Below are 22,419 nucleotides of genomic sequence, written 5' to 3' on the forward strand. Positions count from 1 at the left end.
ACCGCGTACTCGTTCGCAACACAGCGTTGCGCCAATCGGATAGTGTTGCGTGATGAGCAACAACGGGGAGGCGCGCGACCCTGCGCTGGTGCAATCGGTCGATCGGGCGGTGTCGGTGCTGGAGCTGCTGGCCCGCAACGGGGAAGCGGGGATCACCGAGATCGCCGCCGAGCTCGGTGTGCACAAGTCCTCCGCGTCCAGACTCGTCTACACGCTCCAGGCCCGTGAGCTCGTGGAGCAGGACGGCGAACGCGGTCCGTTCCGGATCGGTCTCGGCATGCTGCGGTTCGCCGGAGCGGTGAGCGGTCAGCTCGACTACGTCCGGGTGGGAGGTCCCGTCTGCTCGGCGCTGGCGGACCGGCTCGGGGAGACCGTGAACATCGCGATCCTCGACAGCGACGTCGCGCTCAACGTGAGCCAGGCGCGGGGGAGCTCCGCCGTGGCGGCGCAGAACTGGATCGGCCAGCGCACGCCGTTGCACGCCACCTCGAGCGGCAAGGTCCTGCTCGCCGCCGCGTCGCCGGCCGAGCAGGAACGCCTGCTCTCGGGCGACCTGGAGTCCTGCGCCCCGCGCACGATCACCGATCCCGTGAAGCTGCGCAGCGTGCTGCGCCGCACCGCCGAGGACGGGTTCGCCACCTGCATGGAGGAGCTGGAGGCCGGCCTGCACGCGGTCGCCGTGCCGGTGTTCGGTTCGCGCGGCGACGTCGTGGCGGCCATCAGCGCCGCCGGTCCCGCCTACCGGCTCTCGCAGAAGCGCATGCCCGAGATCGTCGAGGAGCTGCGCGTCGCGTCGCGAGACCTCTCCGTCCGCATGGGGCATCCCGTGCCGTGAAAGAGATTCGGAAACGAGGAGCCCCCGGCCGCGGCCGGGGGCTCCTCTCCTTTTCGGGTGCCTCCGTCCGTGCGACAAGGGCTTGACAACGGCTCGCGCGGGTCGCACCGTGATGCGCGCTGCAGTTGCATAATGCGGACCTCGTTGCGTATTGCGGAACTTGCTCGGAAGGGTTGGCCCGTTGTCGCTCTCCGTTCCCACCACCACAGTTCTGGACCAGGACCTCGACGAACTCGACCCGGAGGTCGCCGCCGGGATCCGCGCCGAGTTGCACCGCCAGCGGTCGACGCTGGAGATGATCGCCTCCGAGAACTTCGCGCCGGTCGCCGTGCTGCAGGCGCAGGGATCGGTGCTGACCAACAAGTACGCGGAGGGCTACCCGGGCCGCCGCTACTACGGCGGGTGCGAGCACGTCGACGTCGTCGAGTCGCTGGCGATCGAGCGGGTGAAGGCGTTGTTCGGCGCCGAGCACGCGAACGTCCAGCCGCACTCCGGCGCGCAGGCCAACGCCGCGGCGATGGCGGCGGTGCTGCAGCCGGGTGACACGATCATGGGGCTAGACCTCGCGCACGGCGGCCACCTGACGCACGGCATGCGGATCAACTTCTCCGGCCGGCTGTACGACGTCGTGGCCTACCACGTCGACCGGGAGTCCGGCCGCGTGGACATGGCCGAGGTCGAGCGACTGGCGCTGGAGTCGCGGCCGAAGCTGATCATCGCGGGCTGGTCCGCCCACTCCCGGCAGCTCGACTTCGCCGAGTTCCGCCGCATTGCCGACCTCGCCGGGGCCAGGCTCATGGTCGACATGGCGCACTTCGCCGGTCTCGTCGCGGCGGGGCTGCACCCGAACCCCGTGCCGTTCGCCGACATCGTCACCACCACGACCCACAAGACGCTCGGCGGCCCGCGCGGTGGCGTGGTCCTGTGCCGGCGGGAGCTGGCCAAGAAGATCGACTCCGCGGTGTTCCCCGGCCAGCAGGGCGGGCCGCTGCAGCACGTCATCGCGGCCAAGGCGGTCGCGTTCAGGATCGCGGCGGGCGGTGAGTTCCGCGAACGCCAGCAGCGCGTCCTCGAAGGCGCGCGCATCCTGGCCGAACGCCTCACGCGGCCCGACTGCGCCGAAGCCGGTGTGCGGGTGCTCTCCGGCGGCACCGACGTGCACCTCGTGCTCGTCGATCTCGTCGAGTCCGAAATGGACGGCAAGCAGGCCGAGGACCGGTTGCACCGCATCGGCATCACCGTCAACCGCAACGCCGTCCCGTTCGACCCGCGCCCGCCGATGGTCACCTCCGGCCTGCGGATCGGCACTCCCGCCCTCGCCGCCCGCGGCTTCACCGCCGGCGACTTCGCCGAGGTCGCCGACATCATCGCCGTGGCGCTCCAGCCGTCCTCCGACGAGGACGACCTCTCCGCTCGCGTCGCCCGGCTGGCGGCGAAGAACCCCCTCTACCCCCACCTCTGACAGGAGCGACTCAAGTGGCACATGCGGTGAACGGTGTCGTGGCTGCGGGGCGCGGGGCCAAGGTCTCGGTCGAGACCGTCCTCGTGCCGGACCCCGGCCCCGGCGAGGCGCTGGTGGAGGTGCGGGCCTGCGGGGTCTGCCACACCGACCTGCACTACCGGGAGGGCGGGATCAACGACGAGTTCCCGTTCCTGCTCGGGCACGAGGCCGCGGGCGTCGTCGAGGCCGTCGGCGACGGCGTGACCGACCTCGTACCCGGCGACTTCGTGATCCTCAACTGGCGCGCGGTGTGCGGTTCGTGCCGCTCCTGCCTGCGCGGCCGTCCGCAGTACTGCTTCAACACCCACAACGCGGCGCAGCCCATGACGCTGCAGGACGGCACACCGCTGTCACCCGCGCTGGGCATCGGCGCGTTCGCCGAGAAGACGCTCGTCCACTCGGGACAGTGCACCAAGGTGAACCCGAAGGCACCGGCGGAGGTCGCGGGCCTGCTCGGCTGCGGCGTGATGGCGGGCATCGGCGCCGCGATCAACACCGGCGGCGTCACCCGCGGCGACAGCGTGGCGGTCCTGGGCTGCGGCGGTGTCGGTGACGCGGCCATCGCGGGCGCCCGGCTGGCGGGGGCGCGCACGATCATCGCCGTCGACCTCGACGACACCAAGCTCGAATGGGCACGTCGTTTCGGTGCCACGCACACGATCAACGGCCGCGAGCAGGACGTCGTGGAGGCGATCCGGGAGCTCACCGAGGGCAACGGCGCCGACGTCGTGATCGACGCGGTCGGCCGCCCGGAGACGTTCCAGCAGGCGTTCTACGCCCGTGACCACGCAGGTCTCGCCGTGCTCGTGGGTGTGCCGACCCCGGACATGAAGCTCGAACTGCCGTTGATCGACGTGTTCTCACGCGGCGGCGCGGTGAAGTCGTCCTGGTACGGCGACTGCCTGCCTTCACGGGACTTCCCGATGCTGATCGACCTGTACCTGCAGGGCCGGCTGGACCTGGGCGCGTTCGTCTCGGAGACCATCGGGCTCGGCGACGTCGAGAAGGCGTTCGAGGACATGCACCACGGCCGCGTGCTGCGTTCGGTGGTGGTCCTGTGACCCAGCCGAGAGTCGTGCTGATCGGCGCGGGCATCGTCGGATGCGCGCTGGCCGACGAACTGACCGCACGCGGGTGGACCAACATCACCGTGCTCGAACAGGGACCGCTCTTCGCGACCGGCGGGTCGAGCTCCCACGCGCCGGGCCTGGTGTTCCAGACCACCGGCTGCAAGACCATGACGTCGTTCGCCAAGTACACCGTGGAGAAGTACGCGGCGCTGACGCTGGACGACCAGTGGTGCTTCCAGCAGCTCGGCGGCCTGGAGGTCGCCACCACCCCGGAACGCTGGACGGACATCAAGCGCCGCCACGGCTGGGCGACGTCGTGGGGCGTCGAGAGCTTTCTGCGCGACCCCGAGGAGTGCGCGCGGCTGCACCCGCTGCTCGACCCGGCCAAGATCCTCGGCGGGTTCCACATCCCGGGCGACGGCCTCGCGAAGCCGCTGCGCGCGGCCGAGGCGCAGGCACGCAGGGCGGTGGAACGCGGCGCAAAGTTCCTGGCACACCACAAGGTCACCGGTATCGAACGCGCCGGTCGCCGGGTGAAGGCCGTCGTCACCGAGCACGACACGTTCCAGGCCGACGTCGTCGTGTCCTGCGTCGGCATGTGGGGCCCGCGCATCGGCAGGATGGTCGACCTCGACATCCCGCTCGTGCCGATGGCGCACCAGTACGTGAAGACGGCCCCGTTGCCGGCGTTGAAGGGCGTCAACACCGAGCTGTCCGAGATGTCGAAGCCGTTGCTGCGCCACCAGGACGCGGACCTGTACTTCCGCGAGCACGTCGACCGCATCGGCATCGGTGCGTACGGGCACCGGCCGATGCCGATCTCGGCGGACGACATCCTCGACTTCGACGTGGCGCCGACCATGCCGTCCGAGATCGCGTTCACCCCGGAGGACTTCGAGACCTCCTGGGACGCCGCCGTCGACCTGCTGCCGGTGCTGGCCGACTCGAAGGTCGAGGAGGGCGTCAACGGCCTGTTCTCCTTCACCCCGGACGGCAACCCGCTGCTGGGCGAACACCCCGGCCTGAACGGGTTCTGGGTGGCCGAGGCCGTGTGGATCACGCACTCGGCCGGCGTCGCGAAGGCGATGGCCGAGTGGCTGGTCGACGGGCAGCCGGGCGTCGACCTGCACGGCTGCGACCTCAACCGGTTCGAGGACGTCCAGCGCTCGCCCGGTTACGTGCACGAGCGCAGCTGCCGGGCGTTCGTCGAGGTCTACGACGTCCTGCACCCGCTGCAGCCGGCCGAGAACCCGCGGCCGTTGCGCACCAGCCCGTTCCACGAGCGGCAGGTGGAACTGGGCGCGGTGTTCCTCGAAGCGTCGGGCTGGGAGCGGCCGCACTGGTACGAGGCCAACGCCTCACTGCCCGAGGTCGCCCAGATCCCCGGACGCAACGAGTGGGCGTCCCGGTTCTGGTCGCCGATCGCCGGTGCCGAGGCCCTCGTCGCGCGCAAGCGGGTCGCGATGTTCGACATGACCGCGCTGAAGCGACTGGAGGTCAGCGGCCCGGAGGCGCTGACGTTCCTGCAGACCATGACCACCAACCAGCTCGACCGCAAGCCGGGCGCGGTGGTCTACACGTTGCTGCTCAACGAGGACGGGGGAGTGCGCAGCGACCTGACCGTCGCCCGGCTCGGCGAGAACCGGTTCCAGGTCGGCGCGAACGGCCCGCTCGACCTCGACTGGCTGCGCAGGCGCATGCCGCCCAACGGCGGCGTGCACATCACCGACATCACCCCCGGCACGTGCTGCATCGGCCTGTGGGGGCCGCTGGCCCGCGATCTCCTGCAGCCGTTGACCCGCACCGACTTCTCCCACGAGGCGATGGGGTACTTCAAGGCCCAGGAAGCCTTCATCGGCGAGGTGCCGGTCACCGCGATGCGCCTGTCGTACGTCGGTGAGCTCGGCTGGGAGCTCTACACGACCGCCGACATGGGACGCAGGCTGTGGGACACGCTCTGGGAGTCCGGGCAGCGGCACGGTGTCATCGCGGCCGGCCGCAGCGCGTTCACGAGCATGCGGCTGGAGAAGGGCTACCGCTCGTGGGGCGCCGACGTGACCACCGAGCACGACCCGTTCGAGGCGGGGCTGGGCTTCGCGGTCCGGATGAACAAGGGCTACTTCCACGGCCGCAAGGCGTTGGAGGGCAAGTCGGAGGCCACGGTGGCACGCAAGCTCACCTGCCTGGTCATCGACGACGACCACCAGGTCGTGATGGGGTCAGAGCCCGTGTTCGCCGGAGGAGTGCCGGTCGGGTACGTGACCAGCGCGGCGCGCGGTTACTCGATCGGCAAGAACATCGCCTACGCCTGGCTTCCCGCCGGGGTGGCGGTGGAGGGCACGCCGGTCGAGATCGGGTACTTCGGTGAGCGGGTCCAGGCCGTCGTGTCGTCCGAACCGCTCTTCGACCCGAAGATGGAACGGATCCGGTCATGACCCACGACGTCATCGTCATCGGGCTCGGCGACCTCGGCGGGGCGGCCGCGCACCGCCTCGCCGCGCGGGGACTGCGGGTGCTCGGGCTGGACAGCCGGTCGCAGGCCGAGCTGCCCAGTTCGGACGAGGCCTTCCGGGCGGGCGCGGACCTGCGCTTCGAGGAGACGGTGATCGACTTCCACGTCGAGCCGTCCGGAACGGGTGCCCGCGTGCTGACGCGGTCGAGCACCCACGCCGCACCGCTGCTGGTCATCTGCGCCGGCCGCGACGCGCGATCTCTCCTGTTCTGACTTCCCCTCACGGAGCCACCATGACCGCGACCGACCTCCCGTCCAGCCTGATCCCCACGTTGCCCGGCAACACCTACACCGACCCGGCGATCTTCGCGCTGGAGCAGCGGAACATCTTCGAGCGGATGTGGTTCTGCGCGGTCCGCGGCGCCGACCTGCCGGACACCGGCAACTTCCGGACCGTCCAGATCGGACGCGAGAGCGTCCTGGTGACCCGTTCGCGCGACGGGTCGCTGCGCGCGTTCCTCAACATCTGCCGGCACCGCGGCGCCAAGCTGTGCGTCGAGGAGACCGGCACGGTCAAGCGCAACTTCCAGTGCCCGTACCACGCCTGGACCTACGGCCTGGACGGCAAGCTGGTCGCCGCGCCGAACCTCACCTCCATGCCGGACGTCGACCGCGTCGAGTACGGGCTCAAGACCGTGCACCTGCGCGAATGGCTCGGCTACGCGTGGATCTCGCTGGCCGACGAGCCGGCGTCGTTCGAGGAGACCGTGCAGCAGGACGTGCGCGAACGCCTGGGCAACCTCGACGCGATCGGCAACTACCAGGTCAGCGAGCTGGAGCTGGGCCGCCGGATCACCTACGACGTCAAGGCCAACTGGAAGCTCATCATCGAGAACTTCATGGAGTGCTACCACTGCGCGACCATCCACCCCGAGCTCACGGAGGTCCTGCCGGAGTTCGCGGACGGGTACGCCGCGCAGTACTACGTCGGGCACGGGGCGGTGTTCGGCGAGGAGATCAAGGGCTTCACGATCGACGGGAGCGAGGGCTTCGAGAACCTGTCCGGCGTCGCCTCCGACCAGGAACGCCGGTACTACGCGATCACCGTGCGGCCGCAGGTGTTCATCAACCTCGTGCCGGACCACGTGATCATCCACCGGATGTTCCCGATGGCCGCCGACCGCACGATCGTCGAGTGCGACTGGCTCTACGCCAAGGACGTCGTCGCGACCGGCAAGGACGTGTCGCGGTCGGTCGAGCTGTTCCACCGCGTCAACGAGCAGGACTTCGAGGCGTGCGAACGGTGCCAGCCCGCGATGTCGTCGCGGGCCTACGCGCAAGGGGGAGTGCTGGTTCCCTCCGAGCACCACATCGGGGAGTTCCACCGCTGGGTCCAGGAAGTCACATCCGCGACGAGGTGGTAGACACCATGTCCGAACCGAAGTTCTTACCCGCGACGAAAATCCACACGGACCGCGTGGTCTTCACGGTGTCCGCGGTCGTCGCCGCCGCCTTCCTTGCCTGGGGAGTGCTCGGCACGGCGAGTCTTGGGAGTGTCTCGTCCGCGGTGCTCGCCTGGGTCATCCGCTACACCGGCTGGGCGTTCCTGACGGCGGCGACCGGGTTCGTGATCTTCGCACTGTGGCTGGCCTTCAGCCGCTACGGCCGGATCCCGCTCGGGCAGGACGACGAGCGGCCGGAGTTCCGGACGATCTCGTGGGTCGCGATGATGTTCAGCGCGGGCATGGGCATCGGCCTGATGTTCTACGGCGTCGCGGAACCGCTGTCGCACTTCGTGAAGCCGCCACCCGGCACGGTCGAGGGCGGCTCGGACGCGGCGGTCGAGACCGCGATGGCGACGTCGCTCTTCCACTGGGCGATCCACCCGTGGTCGATCTACGCCGTCGTCGGCCTCGCGATCGCGTACGGCACGTTCCGCCGCGGCCGCAGGCAGCTGATCAGTGCCGCGTTCGCACCGCTGTTCGGCGACCGGGTGTCCGAGAAGCCGCTGGGCCGGGTGATCGACGTCCTGGCGATCTTCGCGACGCTGTTCGGGTCGGCGGCCTCGCTGGGTCTCGGCGCTCTGCAGATCGGCAGCGGGTTGAGGGCGGGCGGGTTCGTGTCGGAGAACCCCGGCGTCGGCGTACTGATCGGTGTCATCGCGGTGCTGACGGTGGCGTTCGTGGCGTCGGCGGTCTCGGGGGTGGCCAAGGGCATCCAGTGGCTGTCGAACATCAACATGGTGCTGGCGACGGTGCTGGCGGTGTTCGTGTTCGTCGTCGGGCCGACCGTGCTGATCCTGAACCTGGTGCCGGCGGCGATCGGCGACTACTTCCGCGAGATGGGCGAGATGGTCTCCCGCTCCGCCGCGTCCGGCGGGAGCGCGATGGAGGGCTGGCTGGCGTCCTGGACGATCTTCTACTGGGCGTGGTGGATCTCGTGGACGCCGTTCGTCGGCATGTTCATCGCGCGGATCAGCCGCGGCCGGACGATCAGGCAGTTCGTCAGCGGCGTGATCCTGGTGCCGTCCGCGGTGAGCCTGGTCTGGTTCACGATCATGGGCGGCACGGCGATCACGTTGCAGCGCGGCGGAACCGACCTCGCTGGGGCGGCGAACCCCGAGTCCCAGCTGTTCGGTGTGCTGGAGCAGTTCCCGCTGGCGGGCGTCGCCGGGGTGGTCGTGATGGTGCTCGTGGCGATCTTCTTCGTGTCCGGCGCCGACGCGGCCTCGCTGGTGATGGGCTCGTTGTCGCAGCGCGGAGCCATCGAACCGCACCGGCGGCTGGTGGTGTTCTGGGGCGTCGCGACCGGTGGCGTCGCCGCGGTGATGCTGCTGGTCGGTGGTGGAGGGGCGACCGCGCTGACGGGGCTGCAGAACCTCACGATCATCGCCGCGGCACCGTTCGCGCTGGTCATGGTCGTGCTGTGCGTGGCGCTGGCGAAGGACCTGCGCAGCGACCCGATGGTGCTGTGGGAGAAGCACTGCGCCCACACCGTCGACCAGATCGCTAGATCAACGCCCGAATCGCCTGTTCGAAACCGATGACGTGCTGGGAGGCGAGCTCGCTCGCCTTCTTCGCGTCGCCCTCGACGATCGCGGTGAGGAGGGGCACGTGTTCGTCGACGTGACCAGCCATTCCGGGCAGTCGTGGCAGGAACACGCACCAGATCCGGGTGGCCAGGTTGTCGTAGGAGATCAGGGTGTCCTCGAGGAACGGGTTGTGCACGCACCCGTAGATCGCGCGGTGCACGCCGACGTCGGTGCGCAGGAGTTCCGTGTTGTCGCCCGTCGGTGCCGCCGTGTCCAGCCGTGAGCGCAGCTCGGTGAGAGCGGCCCTGTCCTGCGCCGTGGCGCGTTCGGCCGCGGCCGCCGCGGCGAGGGGTTCCAGGGTCCTGCGCACCTCGGAGATGTGGGAGAGGTCGGAGATGTTCACGTCGGTGGCGAACGTGCCGCGGCGCGGGAAGGCGACGACGAGCCGTTCCTGCTCCAGCCGTTTGAGAGCCTCGCGGATCGGGGTGCGGCCGACGCCGAGCTCGGTGCGCAGCCTGTCCTCGTTGATGGGCTCACCCGGCTTGATCTCCAGCATGACCAGGCGATCTCGCAGGACCGCGTACGCCCGCTCGGTGAGTGAGACGGAGGCGGGCTCGTCGTTGACCCGTGCGTTCATGTGACCTACGGTAACGCACAGACTGATATACCAGTAGTCGACCAGATGATTCAGCTGGAGGCGTCGCGCATGACCAGCTCGGCTCAGCCGCCCGGAGCGCACCTGCCGGAGCACCCCGACTTCCTCTGGGACGACCCGGAACCGAAGTCCTCCTACGACGTCGTGGTCGTCGGCGGCGGAGGGCACGGCCTCGCGACCGCGTACTACCTCGCGAAGGTTCACGGCATCACGAACGTCGCCGTGCTGGAGAAGGGCTGGCTCGCGGGCGGAAACATGGCCCGCAACACCACGATCATCCGGTCGAACTACCTGTGGGACGAGAGTTCCGGCATCTACGAGCACTCGCTGAAGCTGTGGGAGGGCCTGGAGGACGACCTCGGCTACCCGATCCTGTTCGACCAGCGCGGGGTCCTGAACCTGGCGCACAGCCTGCAGGACGTGCGCGACAGCGTCCGGCGCGTCAACGCCAACCGGCTCAACGGCATCGACGCGGAGTGGGTGGATCCCGCCGGCGTCAAGGAGATCTGCCCGATCGTCAACACCTCGCCGGACGTCCGCTACCCGGTGCTGGGCGCGACCTACCAGCCGCGCGCGGGCATCGCGAAGCACGACTACGTGGCGTGGGGCTACGCGCGGGCGGCGCACGCGATGGGCGTCGACCTGATCCAGAACTGCGAGGTCACCGGGCTGGAGACGTCCGGCGGCCGGATCACCGCCGTCGAGACGTCACGCGGTCGCATCGCGGCCGGCAAGGTCGCGTTGTGCGCGGCGGGCCACAGCTCGGTGCTCGCGAAGATGGTCGGGCTGCGATTGCCGCTCGCCTCGCACCCGTTGCAGGCCCTGGTCTCCGAACTGCTCGAACCCGTCCACCCGACCGTCGTGATGTCGAACGCCGTGCACGTCTACGTCTCCCAGGCGCACAAGGGCGAACTGGTGATGGGCGCGGGCATCGACAGCTACAACGGTTACGGGCAAAGGGGTTCGTTCCACATCATCGAGCAGCAGATGTCGGCGGCGCTGGAACTGTTCCCGGTCTTCGCGCGGGCACACCTGCTGCGGACGTGGGCGGGCATCGTCGACGTCAGCCCGGACGCCTCGCCGATCGTCGGCCTCACGCCCGTCGGCGGCCTGTACCTCAACTGCGGCTGGGGGACCGGCGGTTTCAAGGCCACACCCGGTGTCGGCGACTGCTTCGCGCACACCATCGCCCACGACAAGCCGCACCCGTTCAACGAGCCGTTCACCCTCGAGCGCTTCACCACGGGCGCTCTCGTCGACGAGCACGGCGCCGCCGCCGTCGCGCACTAGGAGCAGGCATGCAACTCATCCCGTGTCCGTGGTGCGGCCCGCGCGAGGAAGCGGAGTTCCACTACGGCGGCCAGGCCCACGTCGCCTACCCCGAGGACCCGGCCGCGCTGACCGACGAGCAGTGGGCGCAGTACGTGTTCTTCCGGGAGAACCCGAGCGGCCCGTTCGCCGAGCGCTGGAGCCACCACGCCGGGTGCCGGCGGTGGTTCAACGCCGTCCGCGACACCCGCACCCACGACCTGCTGGCCGTCTACCGCGTGGGCGAGCCCATGCCCGAGGTGACCGCATGACCTTCCGCACCCCGACCGGTGGCTCGATCGACCGGAACACCCTGCTGCACTTCACCTTCAACGGCCGCCCGTACACCGGGCACCCCGGCGACACGCTCGCGTCGGCGTTGCTCGCCCACGGGGTGCACCAGATCGGCAGCAGCGTGAAGCTCGGCCGTCCGCGCGGGATCGTCGCGGCGGGGTCCGAGGACCCGACGTCGCTGGTGCAGGTCGAGGCACCGTTCTCCGAGCCGATGCTGCTCGCCACGACCGTCGAGCTGTACGACGGCCTGGTGGCGCGCGGGCTGGCGGGTCAGGGACGGCTGTCACCCGAACCGGACCCGGCGCGCTACGACGCCAAGCACGAGCACTGCGACGTGCTGGTCGTCGGTGCCGGCCCCGCCGGCCTGGTCGCGGCGCTGACCGCCGCTCGCAGCGGCGCCCGGGTGGTGCTGGTCGACGAGCAGAACCAGGCCGGTGGCGCGCTGCTGGGTGTGGACGAGTACCTGGACGACCGGCCGTCCGCCGAGTGGGTCGCGGACGTCGTGGCGGAGCTGAAGAGCACACCGGGTGTGCTGGTGCTGGAGCGGACCACGGCGTTCGGCATGTACCAGGACGGGTTCGTGCTGGCGCTGCAGAAGCGCACCGACCACCTCGGGTTCGCGGCGCCGGCCTCGGTCGCCCGGCAGCGGGTGTGGCGGATCAGGACGCGGCAGACCGTGCTCGCCACCGGTGCCCACGAACGCCCCGTGGCTTTCGCCGACAACGACCGGCCGGGGATCATGCTCGCCTCGTCGGCCCGCACGTTCCTGCACCGCTACGGCGTGCTGCCCGGCTCGCGGGCGGTCGTGTTCACCACCGACGACAGCGCCTACTGCGCGGCGATCGACCTGGCCGAGTCCGGTGTGGACATCGCGCTGGTCACGGACGCCCGCCCGGAGCCGCCTGCCCGGCTGGCGGCGGAGTGCGCGGCGCGGGGCATCGAGGTCCGCGCCGGGCACGTGGTCGCCGGGACCGACGGAGACCGCAGGGTGACCGGGGCGCGGATCGCTCCGCTGGCCGCCACCTCGCCGGACCTCACCGTCGACTGCGACACCGTCCTGGTGTCGGGCGGCTGGAACCCGGTGGTGAGCCTGTTCAGCCAGGCGCGCGGCAAGCTGCGCTACGACGCCGAACTCGGCGCTTTCGTGCCGGGCGAGGAACTTCCCACCGTGCGGGTCGCCGGGTCCGCGACCGGCGAACTGGACCTCGGCGCGTGCGCGCGGCAGGGCCGGGACGCCGGTGCGCAGGCCGCGGCCGCCGCAGGGTTCACGCCCGGCGGCCAGGTTCCGCTGCCCGTGTCGGACTCGCGCTGCACCGCCCGTTCCGGCCTGGTGCTGTGGCGGGTGCCGGGCGACGACGACGCGAGCTTCGTCGACCTGCAACGGGACTCGACCGTGGCGGACGTGCTGCGGGCGACCGGCGCGGGTCTGCGGTCGCTGGAGCACGTCAAGCGCTACACGACCATCGGCACCGCGCACGACCAGGGCAAGACGTCCGGCATGATCGCCGCGGGCATCGTCGCGGAGGAGCTGGGCGTCGAGCTGGCCGAGCAGCGGCCCACGACGTTCCGCCCGCCGTTCACGTCGGTGTCGTTCGCCGCGCTGGCCGGGCGGGACCGCGGCGAGCTGCACGACCCGGTGCGCGTCACGTCGATCCACCCGTGGCACGTGGCGCACGGGGCGTTGTTCGAGGACGTCGGCCAGTGGAAGCGGCCCTGGTACTACCCGCGCGACGGCGAAGACCTGCACACGGCCGTGCTGCGCGAGTGCAAGGCCACGCGCGAGAGCGTCGGCATGATGGACGGCTCGACGCTCGGCAAGATCGACGTGCAGGGCCGCGACGCCGGCAAGTTCCTGGACATGCTCTACACGAACATGATGAGCACGCTGAAGGTCGGCAGGATCCGCTACGGCGTGATGTGCGGCGTCGACGGGATGGTGATCGACGACGGCACCGTGATCCGGGTCGGTGAGGAGCGGTACCTCGTCACCACGACCACCGGCAACGCGGCCAAGATCCTCGACTGGATGGAGGAGTGGCTGCAGACGGAGTGGCCGCACCTCGACGTGCACTGCACCTCGGTCACCGAGCACTGGGCGACGATCCCGCTGGTGGGCCCGCGGTCACGGGACGTGCTGGCCGCAGTGGCCCCGTCGCTGGACGTCTCCAACGAGGCGTTCGAGTTCATGACCTGGCGCGAGGCGGAGGTCGCGGGCGTGCCGGCGAGGGTGTGCCGGATCAGCTTCTCCGGTGAGCTGGCCTACGAGATCAACGTGACCGCGTGGCACGGCATCGCCGTGTGGGAGGCGTTGATGGCGGCGGGGGAGAAGTACGGGATCACGCCGTACGGCACCGAGACCATGCACGTGCTCCGCGCCGAGAAGGGCTACCCGATCATCGGGCAGGAGACCGACGCGACGGTCACGCCGCAGGACCTCGGCATGTCGTGGGCGGTGTCGAAGAAGAAGCCCGACTTCATCGGCAAGCGCTCGTTCGCCCGCGCCGAGAACAACCGCACGGACCGCAAGCAGCTCGTGGGACTCCTGCCCGTAGATCCGGCCGTGCTGCTGCCGGAGGGGTCGCAGATCGTGGAGACCGACCGCCTGCCCGAACCGCCGGTCCGGATGCTCGGCCACGTCACGTCGAGCTATCCCAGCGCGGCCCTCGGCCGCACGTTCGCGCTGGCGCTGGTGCGCTCCGGCCACGAACGCATCGGCGAGACGCTGTACGTGCCCGTCGAGGACTCGCTCGTGCCGGTCACCGTCACCGAATCCGTGCTGTACGACAAGGAAGGAGCCCGTCGTGACGGTTAGTCCCCTCGCCGCCTGGCGCGACCGCCTGGCGGCGCTCGCCCCGGTGCTGGACGTCGCCGAGGTGCCGTTCCGCTCGCAGCTCACCGTCCGCGTGTCCGACCCGGACGCACTCGCGGCGGCGGGCTCGGCGCTCGGAGTCCCGTTCCCTTCCGCTGCTTGCACTTTCACCTCCGGCACCGGACCATTCGGGGACGCCGAGGTGCTCTGGCTCGGACCGGACGAGTTCCTCGTCACGGCCTCGCCCGGCCTGCAGGTCACGATCGAGGAGGTGTTGCGTGGCGCGCTCGGGACTGCCGGAGGGTCCGTTGTGGACACTTCGGCGCAGCGCACGACCGTGGTCCTTCAAGGGCCGCTCGTCCGGCAGGTGCTTGCTCACGGATGTTCCGTGGACCTGCACCCGTCTTCGGCTCCCGTCGGCACTTGCGTGCAGACACTCCTCGCCAGGACGGGGATCGTCCTGCAGGTGACAGGCGAGGACCGGTGCACGATCCTGGTGCGGTCGTCGTTCGCCGAGTACTTCGCGGCGTGGCTCGCCGACGCGTGCACCGAGTACCTGGCGGTGGCGTGATGGCCCAGTTCACGCTGACCCTCCACTGCCCGGAGCGAGCGGGCATCGTGCACGCCGTCACGTCGTTCCTGGTCGACCACGGCTGCGACATCGTGCAGCACCAGCAGTTCGACGACGACGTGCGCGGGAAGCTGTTCCTGCGCACCGCGTTCTCGTGCGACTCCTCGGACGCCGACGACCTCGCCACGGAGTTCGCGAAGGTCGCGAGCGAGTTCGAGATGGACTTCGACCTGTGGGACGACCGGCCGCCGCGCCTGCTCGTGATGGTGTCGAAGGCCGGGCACTGCCTGAACGACCTGCTGTTCCGCTGGCGCGCGGGCAGTCTCGGCGGGGAGATCGCCGCCGTCGTGTCCAACCACGAGGACCTGCGGCCGATGGCGGAGGCGGCGGGCCTGGACTTCGTGCACGTGCCGAACACCGCCGACACCAAGCAGGCCGCCGAACAGCGGCTGGTCGAGCTCGTCGAGGAGTACCAGGCCGACCTGGTGGTGCTGGCGCGGTACATGCAGGTGCTGTCGAACGACCTGTGCGCGAAGCTCGCGGGCCGCGTGATCAACATCCACCACTCGTTCCTGCCCGGCTTCAAGGGCGCCAAGCCCTACCGCCAGGCCTACGACCGGGGCGTGAAGTACGTGGGCGCGACGGCCCACTACGTCACCCCGGACCTCGACGAGGGCCCGATCATCGAGCAGGAGGTCCTGCGCGTCGACCACTCCTACGACCCGCGTGCGCTGACCGCGGCGGGCCGCGACGCCGAGGCGCTCGCCCTGTCGCGGGCGGTCCGCTGGCACTGCGAGCACCGCGTCCTGCTCAACGGCAACGGCACGGTGGTCTTCCGCTAGGTCGTGTCCGGAGCCGGCTTGCGCCAGCCCTCCTCCCCCCCCGCCACTCCGGGCTGCACGCGGGGCCCACGCGTGCCCTCCTACCGCACGAAAGCTCCCGCGTGCGATAACCAAACATGAAACGCGCCCACGTCAGAGAGAGTCCTGCCGCTTCGGTCAGGGCTTCTGGCAGGGTGCTCAGGCGGTGGGTTTGCGCACCAGCAGCTGGGCCTGCAGGAACCGTTCACCCTCGACCGGTTTCCGCACCAGCCGCCCGACCTCGGCGAAACCGGACTTCCCCAGCAGCTCCGCCAAGGTGGAGGGCGACCAGCGGTAGGCGAGCACCACCTTGTGGTCGAACTCCTGCGGCTCGGGATCGTCACCCGCGAAGAACCCCAGCAGCAGGTGGCCTCCCGGTGCCAGCACGCGGAAGAACTCGGCGAACACGGCCGGGATCTCGTGCGGCGGCATGTGGATGACCGAGTAGAACGCCAGGATTCCGCCGAGAACGCCGTCGTCGAGGTCCAGCGCGGCCATCGTTCCCTGCTCGAACCTCAGGTCCGGATGGGCCTCGCGGGCGAGAGAAATCATCGCGGGGGAGAGGTCGAGCCCGAAGACGTCCAGTCCGAGCGAGTGCAGGTGCGCGGTCAGGTGGCCGGGGCCGCAGCCGAGGTCCGCCACCGGCCCGTCGGCGAGTTCGGCGAACGCGGCCAGCATCGCGCGTTCGAGCGGCCTGGTGTCGAGCATGTCGCTGATGAGTTCGGCGTACAGCGGGGCGACGGCGTCGTACGGGGTGGGCACGGAGAAATCCTACATTGGATTAATGTGAATCCATTGCTGTTGCCAGTGTTCGGCTGTTGCACCGTCGACGCAAACCTGTTCTGGTGCTTATAGTTCCGCCGTGGTTTCCGTTCTGCGCGATCCCGTCTACCGGAATCTGTTCGGCGCCCAGGTCGTCGCGCTGACCGGAACGGGACTCGCGACCGTCGCGCTCGGCCTGCTGGCGTACGACCTGGCCGGGTCCGCGGCGGGCGCGGTGCTCGGCACCGCGCTGGCGATCAAGATGATCGCCTACGTCACGGTGGCGCCGATCGCCACGGCGGTGCTCGGCGCGCTGCCCCGCCGGGCGGTGCTGGTCGCGCTGGACCTCGTCCGCGTCGCGGTCGCGGCGGTGCTGCCGTGGGCCGGCGAGGTGTGGCACGTCTACGTGCTGATCTTCCTGCTGCAGGCGGGATCCGCCGCGTTCACGCCGTTGTTCCAGGCGACCTTGCCGGACGTCCTGCCCGGTGAACGGGACTACACCCGCGCGATCACGTTGTCGCGCACCGCCTACGACCTGGAGAGCCTCCTCAGTCCGGCGCTCGCCGCCGCGGCTCTGGCGCTGGTGAGCTTCCACGAGCTGTTCCTCGGCACGGCTCTCGGCTTCGCGGCGTCGGCCCTGCTCGTGCTCTCCGTCGCACTGCCGCGCCCGAAGTCGTTGCCGCGCAAGGGGGACTGGTACGACGCCACCACGCGCGGCATCCGCATCTACCTCGCCACCCCGCGGTTGCGCGGGCTTCTCGCCGTGCACCTCGCGGCGGCGGCCGCGGGCTCGATGGTGTTCGTGAACACCGTGGCCCACGTGCGGGACGGCCTCGGCCGCGACGCGTCCGACGTCGCCGTCGCACTGGCCGCGAACGGCCTGGGATCGCTCGTCGCGGCACTCACCCTGCCCGGGCTGCTCGACCGGTTCGCGGACCGCGCCGTGGTGCTGCGCGCGGCGGTCCTGCTGGTCGTCGTGCTGTGCGCGGGAACCGTGCTCGCCGGGCACTGGCAGACGTTGCTGGTGCTGTGGGCGTTGATCGGCGCCGGGTGCTCGCTCGCCCTCACGCCGGGAGCGCGTCTGCTGCGCCGCTCCGCCGATCCCGCGGACCGCCCGGCGTTGTTCGCCGCGGACTTCGCGCTGTCCCACGCCTGCTGGCTGTTCTGCTACCCGCTCGCCGGCTGGGCGGCGACGTCCGCGGGCACGGGCACGGCCTTCCTCGTTCTCGGCACGGTGACCGCCGCGGCCGCGGTCATCGCCGTGAAGTTCTGGCCCACGCACGATCCGGAAGTGGTCGAGCACGAACACCGTGACGCCGAGGGCGTTGTGTGGACGCACGCCCACGAGTTCCGCATCAACGACGAGCACGTGCGCTGGCCGCGCTGACTGAACAGTTGAACAATGCGCCTTCGAGGCAGGCCGGAATACCGTTTCCGCACCCTGCCTTTTGAAGGAGTTCCACTCATGCGAATGCGCAGCAAAATCATCGCTGCCGCGTGCGGATCGATTCTGGCGCTCAGGCAAGCTCACCGTCGCCGTTGCGGACGAGCGAGCCGCACGGCGGGCGCGGGCCGAGGGCGTCGAGGCCGTTGTCGTGCGACGCAGCGCGGCCGACCTGGAGAACCTGCTCGGTGACGTCGAGAAGCTGATCGGCGACGGCGTGCCCGGCGTGTACAGCTGGGGCGTCGACGTGCGCGACAACCGGGTCGACGTCACCGTCAACACCACGCGCAAAACCGAAGCCACCGAACGGTTCCTGGAGAAGGTGCGCGCGCTCGGCGACGGTGTCCACGTCGTGGAGACCAGGTCCCAGCAACGCCAGCAGGCCGGCACCGTGCAGGCCGGCAGCCCGTGGTGGCCGGGGTCGGAGACGTACTGCTCGGTCCGTCCCAGCGCGTGTCGACCCCGCCGACGACGTCGTCCATCACCGACGGCACCGGCCAGAACGCGCTGATCGTGCTCGTCTCACGGCGGCTTCCGCGCTGCGCGGGCCCGAGAAGCCCGGACAGCGCACCGGGTTCGAGCGCCAGCACCTCTTCGAGATGACCGGCCGCCGTGAGCGACGCCCGGCGCTCCGGCCGGCTGCGCCCCGTCTGCCAGTAGCTCAGCGTCGCGAGGCTGACCGACACCCCGCGGCGGGCGAGGTGGTCGCGGATCCGCTCCAGCGACAGGCCCCGCGCCACGACGGCCGCGCGCAGGGTGTCCGCGAAGCCGGGAGGCGTGTCTGGCGAGAGCGACATCGATGTCTCCTTCCGGCCGGTTCTCCGACGCTATCCCTCTGATGGCCCAACGGAAGCCACGACTTGAAAGTGAAAACGGACATCGGCGGAACGCCGCACGCCGATCGTGACGACAACCATCCGAACGACCGGGTGCCGGCCGCGACTTCGGCGGCTACGGTCGCGTGACCCTGCATCCCTGCGAAGGAGCCCGACTGTGCGAAGAAGAAGATCTCTGCTCGCCACAGCACTGGTGTCGATGACCGTGGCGGCGCTGGCCGTCCCCGCATCGGCCGCGCCCGCGGCACTGGCCGGGTGTTCCGGCACCAACGACGGCGACGTCGCGATCGGTGACAACACGACGGTCGAGTCGTCGATCGTCATCTCCGACTGCGCCTCGGCCCCGTCCGCGACCGCCACGGTGCCGGTGAAGATCGTCCACACCTACGTCGGCGACCTCCAGGTCAGCCTGGTCGCCCCGGACGGCTCCGCCTACGTCCTGCACAACCGCTCGGGCGGATCCGCGGACAACATCGACCAGACCTACACCGTGGACCTGTCGGGCGAGACCTCGAACGGCACCTGGAAGCTGCGGGTCAACGACAACGCGAACAACGACGTCGGCCGGATCGACGCGTGGTCGCTGAACCTCGGCGGCTCGACCCCGGCGAACGACTTCTCCGTCGCCGTCTCGCCCGCGTCCGGTTCGGTGGCGGCGGGCTCGGCGGTCTCGACGACCGTGCAGACCCAGACGACCGCGGGCCAGGCGCAGACCGTCGCGCTGACCGCGACCGGGCTGCCCTCCGGCGCCATCGCGTCGTTCAGCCCTTCGTCCGTCACGACGGGCACGAACTCCACGCTGTCGATCAGCACCGCGGCGTCGATCTCGTCGGGCACCTACCCGATCACGGTCCGGGCCGCGGGGGGCACGACCAAGACCGCGACCTACACGCTGACGGTCACCGGCGGCACCGGGCCGCAGATCCCGGACATCGACATCAACGCGGTCAAGGCGCACCTGACCGCGTTCGGCACGATCGCCTCGCAGAACGGCGGCAACCGGCGCTCGACCTCGGCCGGCTACCGCGCGTCCGTGACGTACGTGAAGGACAAGCTCACCGCGGCGGGCTTCAGCGTCACCGAGCAGCCCTGCACCTCGGGCTGCACCACCGGTGCCGGCCCGAACGTGATCGCGGAGTGGCCCGGCGGCAACGCGAACAACGTCTACATGTTCGGCGCCCACCTCGACGGCGTGTCCGCGGGAGCGGGCATCAACGACAACGCCTCGGGCTCGTCGGCGTTGCTGGAGACCGCGCTCGTGCTCGCGCGCACCAACCCCTCGATGCTGAACAAGGTCCGCTTCGGCTGGTGGACCGACGAGGAGCAGGGCCTCAACGGCTCGCGCTTCTACGTCTCGCAGCTCCCGTCCACCGAGCGCACGAAGATCAAGACCTACTTCAACTTCGACATGGTGGGCTCGACCAACGGCGGCTACTTCATCAACAACATCACCTCGGCGCAGTCCACGCACATGAAGGCGTACTGGGACTCCCTGGGCCTGCAGCCGGAGGAGAACACCGAGGGCCGCAACCGTTCCGACGACGCGTCCTTCACCAACGCGGGCATCCCCGCGTCCGGCTACGCCATGGGCGCGAGCGCCCGCAAGACCGCGGCGCAGGCGACGAAGTGGGGCGGTACCTCGGGTGCCGCGTTCGACCCCTGCTACCACGCCTCGTGCGACACCACCGCGAACATCAGCGACACGCACCTCAACCGCGCGGTCGACGGCATCGCCTACACCCTGTGGAAGTCGGCCGTCGGCACCGGCACGCCGGGCGCCGACTTCTCCGTGTCGGTGTCTCCGGCGTCCGGTTCGGTGGCGGCGGGCTCGTCGGTCTCGGCCACCGTGGGCACGGCGACGGTCAGCGGCGACCCGCAGAGCGTGCAGCTGTCGGCGTCCGGGCTCCCCTCCGGCGCGACGGCCTCGTTCAGCCCGGCGTCCGTCCAGACGGGGTCGAGCTCGACGCTCACCATCAGCACGACGGCGTCCGTCGCGGCGGGCACCTACCCGGTGACGATCACCGCGGCCGGCTCCGCCTCCCGCACGGCCACCTACTCGCTGACCGTCACGGGCGGCGGTGGCGGCAGTTGCGCCGGCACCAACCCCGCCGACGTCGCCATCCCGGACGCGGGCGCCGCGGTCGACAGCGACGTCGTGATCTCCGGGTGTTCCGCGACGCCGTCCGCCGGTTCGGTGGTGACGGTGCGGATCGTCCACCCGTACGTCGGTGACCTGACGGTGGCCCTGATCGCGCCGGACGGCACGTCGTACACGCTGCACAACCGCTCGGGCGGTTCCGCCGACAACATCGACCGCACCTTCACCGCCAACCTCGCGGGAGAGGGCGCCAACGGCACGTGGAAGCTCCGCGTCCGCGACCTCGCGGCGTCCGATGTGGGCACGATCGACACGTGGGGCATCAACCTGACCCCGTAGCTCCACGACAAGTGGCCTCTTGGTTTAACCCCTCACTGGGTATTCTGAGAGGCCACTTGTTTCGGTGAACATCAGCGGCATGACCACTCAGAACACCCTCTCGGTCGCCGAGCTGGACGGCGCGGACACCGCCCTCGCCTTCGACGCGATGCGCGAGCTCCGGCCGCACCTCACCGATGCCGGCGAGTTCGTCGAGCTCGTGCGCGCCCAGCGGCGGGAGGGCTACCGGATCGCCGCCTCGTTCGACGCGGACGGCCGGGTCGTCGCGGTGGCGGGGTTCCGGCACATGACCAACCTCTACGCCGGGTCGCACCTCTACGTCGACGACCTGAGCACGCTGCCGGCCGCCCGCGGGCAGGGCCACGCGAGCGCCCTGCTGCGGTGGGTGGACGACGAGGCCCGCCGCCTGGGCTGTGCGGGCGTGCACCTCGACTCGGGCACGCAGAGGCACGACGCGCACCGCCTCTACCTGGCGTCGGGCTACGTCATCCCCGCGTTCCACTTCGCCAAGAGCCTGTGAAGGGCGAGCCCGGCGATTCACCTCAACCGGACCGCGGCGCTGTACGTATGCCCAGACAGGAGCGGATCTCAATCCGGTAACGAGAGGGCGCCACATGGGCAAACACCACGATGACCACCGCCGGGCCAAGGTGATCGCGGGTGCCGTCGGGCTCGTCGCCGTGGCGATCACCGCCTCGACGTTCACCGCGAGCCAGGCGGCGCCGGAGCAGCGCACGGCGCCCGCGCAGGCCGTCGAGACGTTGCGGGAGAAGGCTTCCGTGACGGGCACCGCGTGGGCCGTCGACCCGGCGACGAACGAGGTCCTCGTCACCGCCGACAGCACCGTGACCGGCGCCAAGTGGGACAACCTGGTGTCCACGGTGAACGCCATGGGCGCCGGGGTGAGGCTGCGGCGCACCGAGGGCACGTTCAAGCTGTTCGCCGAGGGCGGTGACGCGATCTTCGCCGGCGGCAGCCGCTGTTCGCTCGGCTTCAACGTCGTCACCGGCGACGGCAGTCCCGGCATCCTCACCGCCGGGCACTGCACGGCCGCAGGCAGGCAGTTCTCCCTGACCCCCGGTGGCCGGGCCGCCGCGACCGTCGCGCGCTCGACCTTCCCCGGCAACGGCGACTTCGCCCTGCTCACCTACAACAACCGCAACGCCGACGCGCCCAGCGAGGTCGACACCGGCAACGGCCGCAAGGTGCGGATCCAGCGGGCCGCCGAGGCGCGGGTCGGCACGCAGGTCCAGCGGATGGGCAGCACGACGGGACTGCGCGCCGGCCGTGTCACCGGTCTCGACGCCACGGTGAACTACCCGGAGGGCCGCGTCACCGGTCTCATCCAGACCACCGTGTGCGCGGAGGGCGGCGACAGCGGCGGACCGCTCTTCACCGCCAACGGCAACGCGATCGGGCTGACCTCGGGCGGCAGTGGCGACTGCCGCAGGGGCGGCGTGACGTTCTTCCAGCCCGTCACCCGCGCGCTCGCCGCGGTGGGCGCCCGCATCCCCTGATCTTCAGGCGGCGTCCCGCCTGCTCACGGGACGCCGC

The 22,419-nt window shown here is 70.4% G+C and carries 19 protein-coding genes; 17 read left to right on the top strand and 2 right to left on the bottom strand.

Features of this window, described 5'->3' with window-relative positions:
* Window positions 1–52: 52 nt before the first annotated feature.
* The 7 genes from ORI60_RS23155 (at window position 53) to ORI60_RS23185 (ending at window position 8,904) form a co-directional block, all read left to right on the top strand.
* Window positions 53–835, top strand: coding sequence for an IclR family transcriptional regulator (locus tag ORI60_RS23155; RefSeq protein ID WP_266036638.1), 783 nt, complete (start codon window positions 53–55; stop codon window positions 833–835).
* 181 nt (window positions 836–1,016) lie between these two features.
* Entirely contained in the window at window positions 1,017–2,297 is a 1,281-nt protein-coding gene (gene glyA / locus ORI60_RS23160; RefSeq protein WP_323055895.1) for a serine hydroxymethyltransferase, read from the top strand.
* Between the two features lie 14 nt (window positions 2,298–2,311).
* On the top strand, window positions 2,312–3,397 hold the full coding sequence (locus ORI60_RS23165) for an S-(hydroxymethyl)mycothiol dehydrogenase (protein WP_266036639.1): 1,086 nt from the start codon (window positions 2,312–2,314) through the stop codon (window positions 3,395–3,397).
* Complete coding sequence (locus ORI60_RS23170) at window positions 3,394–5,841, top strand: GcvT family protein (RefSeq protein WP_266036640.1); 2,448 nt, start codon at window positions 3,394–3,396, stop codon at window positions 5,839–5,841. The genes ORI60_RS23165 and ORI60_RS23170 overlap by 4 nt, the downstream gene beginning before the upstream one ends.
* A complete protein-coding gene (locus ORI60_RS44620; RefSeq protein WP_323055896.1) occupies window positions 5,838–6,131 on the top strand; it encodes a hypothetical protein in 294 nt (97 codons plus the stop codon). Before ORI60_RS23170 ends, ORI60_RS44620 begins: the two co-directional genes overlap by 4 nt.
* Before the next feature lie 20 nt (window positions 6,132–6,151).
* Complete coding sequence (locus ORI60_RS23180) at window positions 6,152–7,282, top strand: aromatic ring-hydroxylating oxygenase subunit alpha (RefSeq protein WP_266036641.1); 1,131 nt, start codon at window positions 6,152–6,154, stop codon at window positions 7,280–7,282.
* A gap of 5 nt (window positions 7,283–7,287) precedes the next feature.
* Window positions 7,288–8,904, top strand: coding sequence for a BCCT family transporter (locus ORI60_RS23185; protein WP_266036642.1), 1,617 nt, complete (start codon window positions 7,288–7,290; stop codon window positions 8,902–8,904).
* On the opposite strand, the gene ORI60_RS23190 is transcribed toward ORI60_RS23185, so the two are convergent.
* Entirely contained in the window at window positions 8,867–9,526 is a 660-nt protein-coding gene (locus ORI60_RS23190; RefSeq protein WP_266036643.1) for a GntR family transcriptional regulator, read from the bottom strand. The genes ORI60_RS23185 and ORI60_RS23190 overlap by 38 nt on opposite strands.
* 69 nt (window positions 9,527–9,595) lie before the next feature.
* On the opposite strand from ORI60_RS23190, the gene ORI60_RS23195 reads away from it, so the two are divergent.
* Genes ORI60_RS23195 through purU form a run of 5 tightly spaced genes read left to right on the top strand, consistent with a single transcriptional unit; the run spans window position 9,596 to window position 15,368 of the window.
* Window positions 9,596–10,834, top strand: coding sequence for a sarcosine oxidase subunit beta family protein (locus ORI60_RS23195; RefSeq protein WP_266036644.1), 1,239 nt, complete (start codon window positions 9,596–9,598; stop codon window positions 10,832–10,834).
* An 8-nt stretch (window positions 10,835–10,842) separates the two neighbouring features.
* The gene (locus tag ORI60_RS23200; RefSeq protein WP_266036645.1) at window positions 10,843–11,124 is read left to right on the top strand and encodes a sarcosine oxidase subunit delta; all 282 of its coding nucleotides are present in this window, start codon (window positions 10,843–10,845) and stop codon (window positions 11,122–11,124) included.
* Window positions 11,121–13,958 carry a 2Fe-2S iron-sulfur cluster-binding protein gene (locus ORI60_RS23205; RefSeq protein WP_266036646.1) on the top strand — a complete coding sequence of 946 codons (2,838 nt, stop codon included), beginning with the start codon at window positions 11,121–11,123 and terminating at the stop codon, window positions 13,956–13,958. The genes ORI60_RS23200 and ORI60_RS23205 overlap by 4 nt, the downstream gene beginning before the upstream one ends.
* Window positions 13,948–14,526, top strand: a complete 579-nt coding sequence (locus ORI60_RS23210; protein WP_266036647.1) for a sarcosine oxidase subunit gamma — start codon at window positions 13,948–13,950, stop codon at window positions 14,524–14,526. The genes ORI60_RS23205 and ORI60_RS23210 overlap by 11 nt, the downstream gene beginning before the upstream one ends.
* Entirely contained in the window at window positions 14,526–15,368 is an 843-nt protein-coding gene (gene purU, locus ORI60_RS23215) for a formyltetrahydrofolate deformylase (RefSeq protein WP_266036648.1), read from the top strand. The genes ORI60_RS23210 and purU overlap by 1 nt, the downstream gene beginning before the upstream one ends.
* 177 nt (window positions 15,369–15,545) lie before the next feature.
* Here purU and ORI60_RS23220 read toward each other — a convergent pair whose 3' ends face one another.
* Window positions 15,546–16,094, bottom strand: a complete 549-nt coding sequence (locus ORI60_RS23220; RefSeq protein WP_266037280.1) for a class I SAM-dependent methyltransferase — start codon at window positions 16,092–16,094, stop codon at window positions 15,546–15,548.
* Between the two features lie 154 nt (window positions 16,095–16,248).
* Between ORI60_RS23220 and ORI60_RS23225 the strand changes: the two genes are divergently transcribed.
* The 5 genes from ORI60_RS23225 (at window position 16,249) to ORI60_RS23245 (ending at window position 22,382) form a co-directional block, all read left to right on the top strand.
* A complete protein-coding gene (locus tag ORI60_RS23225; protein WP_266036649.1) occupies window positions 16,249–17,535 on the top strand; it encodes an MFS transporter in 1,287 nt (428 codons plus the stop codon).
* Window positions 17,536–17,743: 208 nt separating this feature from the next.
* Complete coding sequence (locus ORI60_RS23230) at window positions 17,744–18,103, top strand: S1 family peptidase (protein WP_266036650.1); 360 nt, start codon at window positions 17,744–17,746, stop codon at window positions 18,101–18,103.
* 482 nt (window positions 18,104–18,585) lie between these two features.
* The gene (locus tag ORI60_RS23235; protein WP_266036651.1) at window positions 18,586–20,865 is read left to right on the top strand and encodes a proprotein convertase P-domain-containing protein; all 2,280 of its coding nucleotides are present in this window, start codon (window positions 18,586–18,588) and stop codon (window positions 20,863–20,865) included.
* 79 nt (window positions 20,866–20,944) lie between these two features.
* Complete coding sequence (locus tag ORI60_RS23240) at window positions 20,945–21,385, top strand: GNAT family N-acetyltransferase (RefSeq protein WP_266036652.1); 441 nt, start codon at window positions 20,945–20,947, stop codon at window positions 21,383–21,385.
* 94 nt (window positions 21,386–21,479) lie between these two features.
* The gene (locus ORI60_RS23245; protein WP_266036653.1) at window positions 21,480–22,382 is read left to right on the top strand and encodes a S1 family peptidase; all 903 of its coding nucleotides are present in this window, start codon (window positions 21,480–21,482) and stop codon (window positions 22,380–22,382) included.
* Window positions 22,383–22,419: the final 37 nt, after the last annotated feature.

The organism is Lentzea sp. NEAU-D7 (genome assembly GCF_026242055.1).
Classification (GTDB): Bacteria; Actinomycetota; Actinomycetes; order Mycobacteriales; family Pseudonocardiaceae; genus Lentzea.